Here is a 12,997-nt window from a genome sequence, read left to right on the forward strand (position 1 = left end):
CTAATCGTCTTTAATGGGGGGGAATTCTACCTCTTTCCCACTGCTCAACAAAGCCTTGCAGATGACTTCTTGATGTTTATCTGACAATTTAAGTATGCCAATGGCACAACCATTGTAGAGTTCTCCGCTGCCTTGTGAGGGGGCTCGTGCTTTTACCGACATATTGCGACGGCGAGTAAATAAGTTAAGTAACGAGGAAGAGCCGTAAAACATGCGATTTAAACGGTCTAGCCAGCGGATAAGCCCCTCGGGGAAGGCGTTTTTCAATCCACTGCAGGTGAACTGAGTAATGTGAGGGCTATTGCGCCTAAAGCGTAGCCGTACATCATAAACAAAGGAGTAGTGTACGTCGCCGGACAAAATAATGAATTCAGGCGGGGTTTTATAATGACGAAAAATGTTAAGTATAACGTTGGCAGTGCCTTTATGTGCCATCCAGTTTTCTGCATCAACGGTAAGCGCTTTACCAAAAAAGGTGAACACTTTTTGAATTGCCTCAATGAATTTCACACCGTAAATGGGGGCGGCTGACACTACAATGACGGCTTCTTTTCCAATAATACCGTGTTGAAATTCACACAGGGCTTCCCAATCCATTAATCCGGAGGGTTTATTCATACTTGATTCCGAGCGCCAACGTTGAGTGCGGGTATCCATGACGGCAACCGGTGGCGTGGTGTCTACGGTGTAATCCCAATGCTCAAAGTCAAGAAGTGCATCGATAAGCGCGTTTTGGGAAGTAATACTTTGGGTTGCAAAATGCTGTTTAGCTTGCTTAATCAGGTGCGTATAGGCGCCGGGCAAATTGCCCCAACCCTGACATAACAAGTAACCAATGAGGGCATTACCCACCATGCGTTTAGAAAAAGGGTTGTTATACACTTCTTGTTCCCAACCCCGGGTTAAGTTCCAGTCGTCAGTGACATCGTGATCGTCAAAAATCATGTAAACCGGGGTGTGAGCCATTGCTCGTCTTACCTGGGGTAAGGTGGTGACAAAGCCCTCTAAAATTTGCTGTTCTTTTTTAAATACAGCTAAATGCGCGGGGCTAATTCCGACGTCACTTATTTTGATACGCGCCCATAAAAGGGGTGACCAAACTAATAGATACATCGCCATAACTTCCGCACAACTAATGAGGTGGTTTTGTGCATTCACTGAGGTGAAAATGGGTTTTTTCTTGGCGCCGAAAAAAAGCGAAGATAGCGCCGTGTTAGTGGCAATTTGTGGCAGAAGCTGTTCTCGTTCGTAGAAACAATGGGGATGCGAGGCTAATTCGCTGGAATGAGAAATCTGCGCGCCTTCAAGTTCTTCCTCTGTAATACCTAGCAATGCTATAACTTGATGAATGGCTTGCAACATGGGGCCGGCTACGTCATCAGCATAGATTTGATCGCCAGTCATAAGCAGCAAATCAGGCCGCTCTTTCTCGTTGTCAAAGCTGTTGGCGATAAGGGTGTCCACTTGCGCCAGCGCATCACTTCCATCGTAATGGGGTTTACGACAAGAGCCATGAAGTATGGTGGTAGGTGTTTTTGTATAAACGAAATTCAAATGCTGTTGTCTAGGGTACAGCAATGCCTGGCATTCTTTCTGCCACTTAGCTTGTAAGGCTTCATCGTGAAAATGTAGCGCGTAATGCACGGGGCAACCCGAGATAAAGGCTTCTTCACTGGAAAACGAGAGTAAGGTGATAAAGGCGTGCGTGCCAACTTGCACATATTCACACTGAGTTTGCCCTTTTATCGTGTTTTGTTGTTGCGATAACGACAGGGTGATGCTTGGTGCGTCTTGGGTCACCAACCATATGTGACACGCATTTTCTGAAACACGTCTTACAATTGGCCCAGCAATGACCGCAGGTAAAGAATGAATAGAAATAACTAACTCCTGTCACATTGATGTTAACGCATTGCTTTACCTTACTCTTTTTTGGAATTAAACGGTATGCCAGATATACTCGGTTACAAATTTTTCACGGGACTCCCATTTATGTATAAACGATTAGTTGTTTCTCTTTTTATTAGCCTGTCTTTGTTTGCTTGTAGTGAAAGTAAGCCACCCATCATCGTACAGCAGGAAAGTGAAAGCATCGTTTCTCACGGTAAGTGGATTTTGGATGAGAATGGTCAGGTTATGGCTGACCCACAAACGTCTGGCTTAATTGCGTTTCAAGGTCAATTAGTGTCAATTTCCGATGGCAGTGCATTAGAAGCGCAACAGCGCAAATTACATTTTATCGCGCCAGATTCAGCAACGTTAACCGGGTCTAGCAATAGCTTTAGTTTGTCTTCACGGGTAAAACGCAGTTGCTTTAATGCCTACCTGACGAATGCGCCAGATTTAGAAGCGCTAGCAGTAGACCCAAGAAACCCAAATGTGTTGTACACAGTGACGGAAGACGCCACACGTACAGGGACTTTTTCCAGTCGATGTGAGAAAAAGTATGAAGACACAGGGTCCACCGATTACCCTACCTTGTTAGTTAGACTTGAGCGAGACGATAGCGGTAAAGTAGAAATGACCCATGTACGCCCATTGCAATATGCCTTATCAATGGAAGTGGGTAATTTCCCCAACGATGGTATTGAAGGCATGGCAATGGATGATAGCGGTACCTTGTATCTGGCGTTAGAAAAAGACAAGGCAGGTCAACCACGCATTTTTAGCCTTGTTATTGATGATGAGTTTTGGACGCACACTGGCTTTGCCGCACTAGAAGAGCCCAGCCTGACCTTACCTAGTTTTGCATCAGGCGCTCATCCGATTAATGGCTTAACTCTTTATACTCCGCCTCAAAGCACTGACACATTTTTGTTAGCGGCAGCGAGAAATGATGATGAACTGTGGATTATCGATACCGACAATAATATTGACACTAAACGGGTGCCGCTTTCATTTGTGGTAGACACCACAAATGCCTGTGAACCCTACACCATGGACAACGCATCTATTGAAGGCCTTGCGGTAATAGATAATACCCTATGGCTTGTTAACGACCCGTGGAAAAAGAACTACTTGAAGAATATTACTTGTGATGGAGAAAGTGCGGCTTATCAGGCTTATGCGCCTTTATTATTTTCTTTGCCTTTAAAAGACGCGTGGTTTCATTAATGAGTTGTCAGGCTGCTTACCTAAAGGGTAATGCAGCCTGCAGCACAGCGCGCTAGGTATGGGACAGTTAGTCTTTACGTAGACGGCTTGCAAACGTCTTTTTAAACTTGGCGAGCTTAGGTGCAACCACCATTGAGCAGTATTGGTTTTGCGGATTATTTTTAAAATAATCTTGATGGTAAGTTTCAGCTTCGTAGTAGTTATTAATTTCCGTTACCTTAGTAACCACGGGGTTTGGCCAAATCTCTTCGTTAACGATTTCATCAATAATGGCCAAGGCTTCTGCTTTTTGCGCCTCGTCATGATAAAACACTTCGCTACGGTATTGGGTGCCAATATCGTTACCTTGGCGGTTTAACTGCGTAGGGTCATGCAGTGCAAAAAATATTTCTAATATTTCTCTGTAACTGATGATGTCAGCATCAAAAGTCACCTGTACCACTTCCGCGTGCCCAGTATTTCCTGAACAAACCTCTTCGTAAGTAGGATCATTTTTTTCGCCACCGGCATAACCCGATAAAGCCTTTACTACACCTTCAACGGTATTAAATGCAGATTCTATACACCAGAAACAACCGCCCGCAAGGGTAGCGACTTGTAAATTTGCCATTAGGGAAACCTCATATTATTTATAGCCTTCAGTGTGGGTGTGGAAAGTGAGGATCTCAAGTCATCCAAGCAAGTTTTTTTCACGTATAACCCTTTTAAACACCTAAAAGCCGTTACCCACGCTGCTTTATTAAGAACAACACATCTCACCAGAGGTTGACGCAGTTGATAATTTTTTACGATGGATATTGCCCATTATGTCACGCTGAAATGCGTCATTTACGTAAACGTGATAAGCACAACAAACTGACCTTAGTCGACATTCAATCTCCGTCTTTTGCGCAGACTTACCCACACTTAGACTGGCACGCACTGAATGCAAGGATTCATGGGCAACTTCCTGATGGACGAATCATTACCGGTCTTGATGTTACACATCAGGCTTGGAAGGCTGTTGGCATGGGGTGGGTGTATGCACCGCTGCGTTGGCCTGGTGTCAAAGTGATTGCGGATTGGTGTTATATCAAGTTCGCGAAACATCGCTATACCATTTCTTATCTTCTAACCGGCAAAAAGCGACAGTGTGCTAGATGTATTCCCGGAGAGCCAAATGAAAAATAGTCTATTGGTTGTTGGTGCATCCGGCGGCATTGGCGGTGCGTTAGTGTCTGCGCTGTCACAGGCCGGAGAACATGTGATTGCCGTCTCTCGGCAAACCATTGACTCACCCCCATGGGGGAGCTCAGTGGAGGTGCATACCCTTGCGGAATATTCTGAAGCGCAGATATCTTCTTTTGTAAACACTTTGAACGCTCGTGGTGTGACCATCAAAATGGCTATTGTTGCTACTGGCGTTTTACATGATGAATCGAACAACCTACATCCTGAAAAGCGATTAGAAGATGTCTCTCATGAGGCGTTAGGTCAGTATTTTACGGTGAACAGTATTATTCCTGCCTTGTGGTTAAAATACCTTGTGAATGTGCTGGCTAAAGAACAACCTAGCGTTGTCGCGCTTAGCGCTCGAGTAGGCAGCATTGCCGATAATCAGCTCGGAGGCTGGTATGGTTACCGGGCATCTAAAGCGGCCCTTAATATGTTGCTTAAAACCGCATCGGTAGAATATGCTCGGCGGCTAAAACAACCTCTACTTGTGAGTTATCATCCAGGCACAGTCGACACGGCACTGTCACAGCCTTTCCAACGAAACGTTAAAGCGAATAAACTTTTTACTGCAGAATTCACAGCGCGCCAGTTGCTGCTGCACCTATCGCGTTTAGACAGAACCCAACCTTGTCACTTTATCGCTTGGGACGGCACGCCTGTACCTTGGTAGTGACGGGTTTAGTGCCTTCAATTCCTCTCAGACTCAAGACTTTTTGTGACACTGCTGTTACCATGCGCTAATGGGAATGGTGTTGAGCTTTCAAGTGACTGCAAAACGTTAAGCCGTCATTAAGCCGTGTAGTCAACGCCACAAACGTAGACATGTTTAAATCGCCATCCCGGTAATATAACAATAACTCAACAAGAGGAAGGGATATGAGCGGGGCCAGAGAACAGTTCGGATCGCGCATAGGTTTTATTTTAGCCGCAGCAGGCTCTGCTGTGGGTATTGGTAATTTAGTGGGTTTCCCAGTAGGTGCAGCAAAAAATGGGGGGGGCGCATTTTTACTTATGTATGCCATCTTTGTTTTTGCTATTTGCTTACCCGTTATGCTTGCCGAAATGTCGGTCGGGCGGCACGCGAAAAAAGACCCTTTAGGTGCATACAGTGCCATTAGTCAACAATCATCAAAATGGAAAGTCGCTGGGTGGTTAGCCATTGCCACGCCTTTCATGATAGCTGTGTTCTATATGGTTATTACGGTGTGGATTTTCGGTTATTTGTTTGAAACAGTGACCGGTAATTTAGCAACACTTGCCAACCCCGATACCTTTGGACTATTCATTAATTCTGAAGCTATATTTGCCTATATGGCAGTGGTCGTTGGGGTGGTGTATCTCATTTTGCAAGGCGGCGTGAAAGAAGGCATTGAAAAAGCGGCTAAGCTATTGATGCCCGCGTTATTCGTTATGCTGCTAGGGTTGGTGGTTTTTGTGCTTACCCGTGAGAATGCCATGGCGGGGGTCGAGTTTTATATTGTACCTGACTTTTCTAAGCTTACTGCGTCTGTGGTGAATGGTGCTTTGTCACAAGCCTTCTTCTCACTATCGCTGGGCATGGGTATCTTAATTACCTATGGAAGCTATATTGATAAACGAGCGGATGTACCTACTTCGGCTAAATTGGTTGCGCTTACCGATACGGCCGTGGCGTTTACCGCAGGGTTAATGATTCTTCCTGCTATTTTCTCGTTTAACCCAGAAACTAACCCAGAAGAATTAAGTGAGTCTTCTGTAGGTATGATTTTCACTTATCTACCTAATATCTTTTTGGCGTTACAAGAATCTGTCGGCTACGTAGGCGCATCTATTGTTGCTAGCTTGTTCTTTTTACTTGTATTTTTCGCGGCTATAACGTCGTTGGTTTCCATTTTTGAAGTGCCTGTTGCTGCCTTAATGGACGAAAAAGGCGTCAGTAGAAAATGGGCATTGGCGTCTTTAGGTAGCATTATGATTGCTTTAGCTGTGCTAGCTTCCTTGTCGTTTGGCAAGGTAGACGCGTTAACCGCTTTTACCCATTATGCTGGCGCAGATAAGTCGTTTTTTGATGTCATCATTGATGTATTCTACGAAACCATACTGCCGTTAAATGGCTTACTGATTTGTATTTTTGTTATCTATCGTTGGAAAAGTGCAAACTTCAATGCCTCTCTGGCAGAGGGCAGCAATGGCTATAAAGGGGGCTGGTTTGAGAAGTACGTGGATATTTCCTTAAAAACCTTTATCCCCGCTATTCTGTTGGTTATTTTCATCAATACGGTAGCAGTAAAATATTTTGACGTGAGTCTATTTGGATAACGCTTAACCTTATCCAGTAGTGAAACAACGCCCTCAGGTGTCTCACCTGAGGGCGTTTTTGTTTAAATCATTTGATTTGGATGGGCGTATTCAGGTGTTATGCCCAGGGCTTGCCAGCTTTGACTTGCATCAATTTGTTTGCCGTGCAACGGAAGCTCAGTGTCAGAAAACTCGGGTGCCTCCACATTACGCTGGTGAGCCGCGTGAGTATAATATTCCCCACGTTTTGGATGAGAGAGGCTACATAAATGAAACACCTTTTGCGTGGGGACTTGCGCAATCATGGAGGTAAGGGCGGCAACCACATCATGAACATGCACTAAGTTTACGGGCTTATTCCCTGCCTGTAAGGTTTTGCCACGTAAACTATTTATAGGATGACGATCTGGGCCAGTAAGGCCAGCCAACCTAACAATATTTACCTTACAGTGATTGTGGGTGGCGTGAAAGAGAAGATGTTGTTCAATGGCCACATGTGCTACAGCGGACGCTGTCTCTGGCTGGGGTGTGGAAGTTTCATCAATGACGCCATTATTGGCATCGCCGTACACTGACGTAGTACTGATAAAGACAATATGAGTAATTTGCGCTTTAACAGCCTTATCAATAAGGGCTTTCATCTGCTGCGTGAATTCTGATAGCTCTGGCTTTTTTCGCCCAGGCGGAATGTTGAGTACTAAGGTGGCGCGGTGAAAATGTGAGGCGAGGGCTGCACTGTCATCACCCAAGGTATACAACACTGGGGTTATCCCGTTGTCCTGTATGGTACGCGCTTTAGTTTTATCTCGCGTTGTTGCTATTAGCGACCTAGTTTCCAACGCATTAGCCAGATAGCCTCCAAGCCAACCATAACCACAAATTATCACCTTATTCGACATACTGTCCCCCTTTTCTACAAGGACAGTAACATAGCATTGATGTCGAATAAGGGATATGCGTTAGGACACTTTTCACATTTTCATAGAATGACTATCCATATCCAACAGGTTTAATTCGCTAAGCCCAGGTATAGATTTTTGCATTTTTGTCTCTGCATAGTCGGCTTCTTCAAGAACGTCACAAAGGGCATCTGCTTTTTCTTCAAGTGCATCCGCTTGTGCTTCCATACGATGCTCTAATGACTCGCCAAAGCGTTCCATTTTAGCTTCAAATTCACTCATATCGCCGCCGTCCCACAACATTTGCGTACCAATGGCGATGAGTAGGCGTCCCATCGATTCAGAGACCAACGATTCGATTTGCGATTCAAATTCTGCTTCCCAACTCTCATCAAACCAACCTGGCTCATCGAATTTAGTAGAGTCGATATAAATGGTGCCGTTCTCGTCGTAAAACGAGTGCGCTAGCTTTTCCTCTAGAGAGGTAAATAGCTCGCCAAAATCTTGCGTTAATCCATTATCTTCACCAAGTAATTCTCCAAACACTTCAGTAACGGCAACGTTAGCAAGGTCGAGACCTTCTGAAGCAATAGACAAGGTCATAGGGATGGCCATATCAATATTGTCGTAGTATTGGCCAACCCACTTTTGCTGTTCGCCATTCAAGGAGATTGGCTCATGGTTAATCGTGAGCGTATGTGCGGCATCAATGGTTAGGGTTCCGCCGTCTTCCATTTCCACGGTAAGAAAACCGGGTTGATATTGAATATGGCCACTTAATTCAATATCGCACTCGTTATTGTGGGCAAGCGCAGGGGACATAACCATCACGCTTAATAGAGAAAGAGAGGCTAGTGCAGAGGTTTTCATTTGAATTGTCCTTGTGTCATTTAAGCTGGTGGCGCCGTTAAAGCGCTTTACGGTTAGATAGCAACCTCAATGCCATTATTTAAAGTCATTAATTATCAGTAGCTTAGTTTTTGTTTTCAATTTCTCATTAAGGTGAAAATACAAACAGTTAGTGACAATGCGGAGTTTTTAGTTAATTTGACCACGATCAAAGTAAGCCCAAAACCTTTGTCTGATAGATAAAATATTCCTTGATGAAGCATGTTCAAGTTATTGGAATTCGTGCATAATAACGCCAGAAGAATTAAGGGGTAAAGTAATGACCGATTGGATTAACGCAGTGTTATTTGGTATTGCCGTTATGGCCTTCGCTCTGGGGCTTAGCAGTATCATCATGAGTTTTATGACAACTGAAACTGGCGCAAACGCGATGAAAGAAAAAATCGAATACGGTTTTTTCGGTGTTTCAGGTTTAATTGTGTGTTTAGTGATGGGTTACGCACTCGCGTAATGCCAGCCTAAAACGAAAAAAACCGGCATGATGCCGGTTTTTTTGTGCCGCTTATTCAGCGTCACTGGAGTTTGGTGCAGCGTTAGGGTTTGAGGAAGCAAGCGCGAGATGCGCAAGGTGTCCATCCCTTTGGTACGCTTTAAGATCGAAAATATCCAACATCGCCATCACGTGATCAAATATGTCGGCCTGAATTTTTTCATACTCCACCCACTCTTTGCGATTGCTAAAACAATACAATTCTAGGGGCAAACCTAATTCATTAGGGGGAAGCTGCCTTACCATAAGGGTGAGCTCTTGATTCACTCTTGGGTGCTTACGCAAGTAGGCTTCTAAATAGGCGCGAAACGTACCAATGTTTGTCAACCGGCGGCTGTTCAGTAAGTCAGACTCATCAATAGAGTAGTCTCGGTGGTAGGCGCGTAATTCATTGGTTTTGGTCTCAATATACTCACTGATATAGCGTACTTTAGAGAACCTATCTAGCATGTCGCTATCACACAATTTGATTGAGTGAATATCGATATACACTGCCCGCTTTATACGACGGCCGCCAGATTCCTGCATACCTCGCCAGTTTTTTACCGCTTCGGTGGTTAAACTGTAAGTAGGAAGCGTAGAGATTGTCTTATCCCAGTTTTGCACCTTGACGTTAGTTAGCCCTATTTCCTGAATTTCCCCATCGACTTCGTACTTTTGCATGGTGATCCAATCGCCGGTATTAAACATGCGGTTGGCGGCAATCTGAATGCCCGCTACAAAGCCCAAAATGGTGTCGCGAAAAATCAAGAGTAAAACAGCGGCAATGGCGGTTAATCCCGACACGAGCAATAGGGGGCTTCTGTCTACAATGAGTGAAATACTCAGCAAAATGGTGAGGATGGCAAACCCTAGTTTTGTAACTTGGATGAAACCAGTAATAGGGGCGCGTTTCGATAGGGCTGATGCGTTATATACATCTTCTACCGTGCTTAGCAGGGCAAATACTCCCAGCAAACCACTGTATAGCATGTAAAGCTGTGCACTTTTAATCATTAGCCCATGCAATACCGATTCGGAGTCTATCAGTACGGGCGTAATGAGGAATATAAAGAGTGCTGGAACCAAGTGCATAAGGCGGCGAAAGAAGCCGTGCTCTTGAAGCGCATTGTCCCAAAGGTTGTTGGTACGATACACCCAGTTAGCAATTTGCGGCCTCACGACTAATCGAGCCACAATATAAAGTAGAAGCGCAACCGTGAGTATCGCCCCTAGCGCAAGGGCATTATACAGCGGGTCTTGTGTCGTCAATGAGGGAAAGATATCTTTCACCAAATGGACGAATGCGTCGCGCAATGACGAACTAACTTCCATAACTATCGCTCCAGTAATGTGTTAATACGCGTGTCTTTTTCTTGCCAAAGGGTATTGAGCCAATGTTGAAAATAGCTTCTAAATTCAGCTTCACTGCGCGATGAGCTCTGTTGAAGTTCTGGAACAGGGGTCACTTTTACATCAATAATGATTTTAGTCATTTGACCGCTTAGCATGGCCATCATGGGGTGACGCCTGTTTTCTGGGTACAATAGTGATATGTCGAGCACATTGGTAAAAAGTTCACCCATTGCAGCAAGCGTAAAAGAAACACCGCCGGCCTTTGGGGGAAGCAAATGCTGATAAGGACTTTGCTTAAGCTTGTGCTTATCAGGGGTAAAGCGCGTACCCTCAACGAAATTGATCACGGTGGTTGGCATGGTACGAAACTTTTCACAGTACGCTTTGGTGGTGGCTAAGTCTTTACCCTTTCGTTCGGGATACTTAGCCAGATAAGCTTTGGTGTACCTATGCATAAATGGCATGTCCAACGCCCAAGCACCCAAGCCAACGAAAGGTAGCCAAATCAATTCTTTTTTAAGAAAAAACTTCGGGGCTGGAATGCGATAAGTGGCAAATTCAATCAATAAAATGATGTCGAGGTAGCTTAAGTGGTTCGCAATAATGAGATACCAGCTATTTTTGGCTAACTCACCATGTATTTGGTTTACAATCCGTACATTATTAAATAAACGAATCATCAACACGCTAATTCTGCCGAACGCAAACATACACGCATGCATGATCTTATTCCAAAACGTTTTTATCTTTCCGTTTGGCATGACAAGCTTAACCAAGCCCAAAATAATGATGAGCATTCCCCAAAAAGCGAGGTTGGTTATCTGTAGAAAGGTGTGAAAAACAAAAATAAAAGGAGCGAGAACTACACGTATCATAAGGGCTTCTGCGTTGCATTAAGAGATTCAAGTAAAGCATCTTTCTCTGACCACTTACCGTTTAACCAACCTTGGAATCGGCTTCTTACCTGAGGGTCATCGAAATAATCGGCATTAAAATAGCCACCTTCTAAAATATCTTTTATCGGTGTCACTTTAATATTCACTCGAATGTCGTTAACTTTTCCTGAAACAAAATCCCAAAATGAAGGCACGCCACCTGTGTAATCAATCGTCACATCAATCAGTTTGTGTAATTGATCGCCCATGGCAGATAACACAAAGGCGGCCCCGCCGGCTTTGGGCTTCAAAAGATGTTTAAATGGAGAGGCTTGTCTATCGTGCTTGGCTTGAGTAAAACGGGTGCCTTCGACGAAATTCATGATACTTACAGGCTTAGTACGAAACTTTTCACAGGCTTTTCGAGTGGTTTCCATGTCTTTTCCCTTCAGGTGAGGATTTTTAGCCAAGAATGATTTGGAGTATCGGCGCATGAATGGGAAATCCAATGCCCACCACGCTAGACCTAAAATAGGCACGTAAATGAGCTCTTTTTTAAGGAAAAACTTTAAAAACGGAATTCTACGGTTGAAAACACGCTGAAGAACCAAGATATCCACCCATGATTGATGATTGGCAATCACCAGGTACCAATCGTTCTTCGTGAGCTTTTCTAGCCCATCCACGCGCCATGTAGTGCGACTGCTGATCCGTTGATTAACGTTATTTACGCCTATCCAAGCCGTGGCGCAGGCGTCTAATAGGTATGAAATAAAGCGCCGCCAAAAACGAATAGGAATGAGCTTAAATACTGACAGTATTAATATTGGTGTGGCCCATAAAACAGTATTTAAAAAGTAAAAAATAACGGAAATTGTGCCAATTGTGTGATGCATCAGGCTTTTTAACATCGTACTTACCTCAATTATTAGGCGCTTAGTGTAAACGAACTTGATTTAAAATCCGATAGACCCTTTACTGTTTGAGCGGCTTTCGGTGAATTTTTCCCTATTTAATAGATTAAAGGAGCAAAAATGGAGCTAATTAGTGAAAATCGTGCATTTGGTGGACGTCATTTGCGCTACGAACATGAAGCAAGTACGACGCAATGCAAGATGACTTTTGCGGTATATCTCCCTCCGTTTGCATCAGCAGATAAGCCGGTGCCTGTATTGTATTGGCTATCTGGATTAACCTGTACCGATCAAAACTTCATGCAGAAAGCGGGAGCAATGAAATTGGCCTCAGAATTAGGTATGGCCATTGTCGCTCCTGATACCAGTCCACGGGGAGATAATATCCCTGACGACGACAATGGGGCGTATGACTTTGGCCTTGGCGCAGGCTTCTATGTTGATGCGACACAAGCCCCTTGGAATACTCACTACCAAATGTACAGTTATGTCACAGAAGAGCTACCACAGCTTGTGGAGGCCAATTTGCCGGTGACTAAAGAGCGAGCCATTAGTGGCCATTCAATGGGGGGGCATGGTGCGTTAGTGATTGGCCTACGAAACCCAAATCGCTATGTTTCTGTTTCTGCTTTTAGTCCTATTTCTAACCCAAGTGATTGTCCATGGGGACAAAAAGCGTTGGGGAATTATTTAGGCAGTGATGAATCTGAGTGGGAAAAGTACGACACTGCGAAATTATTAGCAGGGGCCACTCATTCGATACCATTGCTTGTAGAGCAGGGCAGTAAAGATGAGTTTCTCGCTGAGCAGCTAAAGCCGCAATCTCTTGTGCATGCCGCCCAGAAAACGAATACACAGCTAACGCTAAATATGCACGAAGGTTACGATCACAGCTATTTCTTTATCGCGTCATTCATTGATGAGCACCTAGCATTTCACGCTGGGCATTTAGGGCTTATTTAAGCGCTC

At 44.4% G+C, this 12,997-nt stretch carries 13 protein-coding genes; 6 read left to right on the top strand and 7 right to left on the bottom strand.

What is annotated here, in order from left to right:
• The gene (locus tag IUA53_RS03225; RefSeq protein WP_231401307.1) at positions 1–1,809 is read right to left on the bottom strand and encodes an alkaline phosphatase family protein; all 1,809 of its coding nucleotides are present in this window, start codon (positions 1,807–1,809) and stop codon (positions 1–3) included.
• A 183-nt stretch (positions 1,810–1,992) separates the two neighbouring features.
• On the opposite strand from IUA53_RS03225, the gene IUA53_RS03230 reads away from it, so the two are divergent.
• The gene (locus IUA53_RS03230) at positions 1,993–3,114 is read left to right on the top strand and encodes a hypothetical protein (RefSeq protein WP_196898367.1); all 1,122 of its coding nucleotides are present in this window, start codon (positions 1,993–1,995) and stop codon (positions 3,112–3,114) included.
• A gap of 67 nt (positions 3,115–3,181) precedes the next feature.
• On the opposite strand, the gene msrA is transcribed toward IUA53_RS03230, so the two are convergent.
• On the bottom strand, positions 3,182–3,724 hold the full coding sequence (msrA, locus tag IUA53_RS03235) for a peptide-methionine (S)-S-oxide reductase MsrA (RefSeq protein WP_196898369.1): 543 nt from the start codon (positions 3,722–3,724) through the stop codon (positions 3,182–3,184).
• Between the two features lie 164 nt (positions 3,725–3,888).
• Between msrA and IUA53_RS03240 the strand changes: the two genes are divergently transcribed.
• The 3 genes from IUA53_RS03240 (at position 3,889) to IUA53_RS03250 (ending at position 6,627) form a co-directional block, all read left to right on the top strand.
• Entirely contained in the window at positions 3,889–4,284 is a 396-nt protein-coding gene (locus tag IUA53_RS03240; RefSeq protein WP_044059064.1) for a thiol-disulfide oxidoreductase DCC family protein, read from the top strand.
• A complete protein-coding gene (locus IUA53_RS03245; RefSeq protein ID WP_044058111.1) occupies positions 4,274–4,999 on the top strand; it encodes an SDR family NAD(P)-dependent oxidoreductase in 726 nt (241 codons plus the stop codon). The genes IUA53_RS03240 and IUA53_RS03245 overlap by 11 nt, the downstream gene beginning before the upstream one ends.
• Before the next feature lie 206 nt (positions 5,000–5,205).
• Entirely contained in the window at positions 5,206–6,627 is a 1,422-nt protein-coding gene (locus tag IUA53_RS03250) for a sodium-dependent transporter (RefSeq protein WP_044058110.1), read from the top strand.
• A 62-nt stretch (positions 6,628–6,689) separates the two neighbouring features.
• Here the strand turns inward: IUA53_RS03250 and IUA53_RS03255 are convergent, their stop codons facing one another.
• Together IUA53_RS03255 and IUA53_RS03260 are read right to left on the bottom strand one after the other, a co-directional pair.
• A complete protein-coding gene (locus IUA53_RS03255) occupies positions 6,690–7,505 on the bottom strand; it encodes an NAD-dependent epimerase/dehydratase family protein (RefSeq protein ID WP_196898371.1) in 816 nt (271 codons plus the stop codon).
• 72 nt (positions 7,506–7,577) lie between these two features.
• Positions 7,578–8,375 carry a DUF2884 family protein gene (locus tag IUA53_RS03260; RefSeq protein WP_044448642.1) on the bottom strand — a complete coding sequence of 266 codons (798 nt, stop codon included), beginning with the start codon at positions 8,373–8,375 and terminating at the stop codon, positions 7,578–7,580.
• A 298-nt stretch (positions 8,376–8,673) separates the two neighbouring features.
• On the opposite strand from IUA53_RS03260, the gene IUA53_RS03265 reads away from it, so the two are divergent.
• The gene (locus IUA53_RS03265) at positions 8,674–8,865 is read left to right on the top strand and encodes a hypothetical protein (RefSeq protein ID WP_044058107.1); all 192 of its coding nucleotides are present in this window, start codon (positions 8,674–8,676) and stop codon (positions 8,863–8,865) included.
• A gap of 51 nt (positions 8,866–8,916) precedes the next feature.
• Here IUA53_RS03265 and IUA53_RS03270 read toward each other — a convergent pair whose 3' ends face one another.
• Genes IUA53_RS03270 through IUA53_RS03280 form a run of 3 tightly spaced genes read right to left on the bottom strand, consistent with a single transcriptional unit; the run spans position 8,917 to position 12,025 of the window.
• Positions 8,917–10,218: a mechanosensitive ion channel family protein gene (locus tag IUA53_RS03270; RefSeq protein ID WP_044058106.1), complete on the bottom strand. Its 1,302-nt coding sequence runs from the start codon at positions 10,216–10,218 to the stop codon at positions 8,917–8,919.
• Positions 10,219–10,220: 2 nt separating this feature from the next.
• The gene (locus IUA53_RS03275; protein WP_044448639.1) at positions 10,221–11,114 is read right to left on the bottom strand and encodes an acyltransferase; all 894 of its coding nucleotides are present in this window, start codon (positions 11,112–11,114) and stop codon (positions 10,221–10,223) included.
• Positions 11,111–12,025: an acyltransferase gene (locus tag IUA53_RS03280; protein ID WP_044448637.1), complete on the bottom strand. Its 915-nt coding sequence runs from the start codon at positions 12,023–12,025 to the stop codon at positions 11,111–11,113. Before IUA53_RS03280 ends, IUA53_RS03275 begins: the two co-directional genes overlap by 4 nt.
• A 123-nt stretch (positions 12,026–12,148) precedes the next feature.
• Here IUA53_RS03280 and fghA point away from each other — a divergent pair, with 123 nt between their 5' ends.
• The gene (gene fghA / locus IUA53_RS03285) at positions 12,149–12,991 is read left to right on the top strand and encodes an S-formylglutathione hydrolase (RefSeq protein ID WP_044058103.1); all 843 of its coding nucleotides are present in this window, start codon (positions 12,149–12,151) and stop codon (positions 12,989–12,991) included.
• Positions 12,992–12,997 lie beyond the last annotated feature (6 nt).

This window comes from Alteromonas sp. B31-7 (genome assembly GCF_015767655.1).
GTDB classification, from domain to species: Bacteria; Pseudomonadota; Gammaproteobacteria; order Enterobacterales; family Alteromonadaceae; genus Alteromonas; species Alteromonas australica.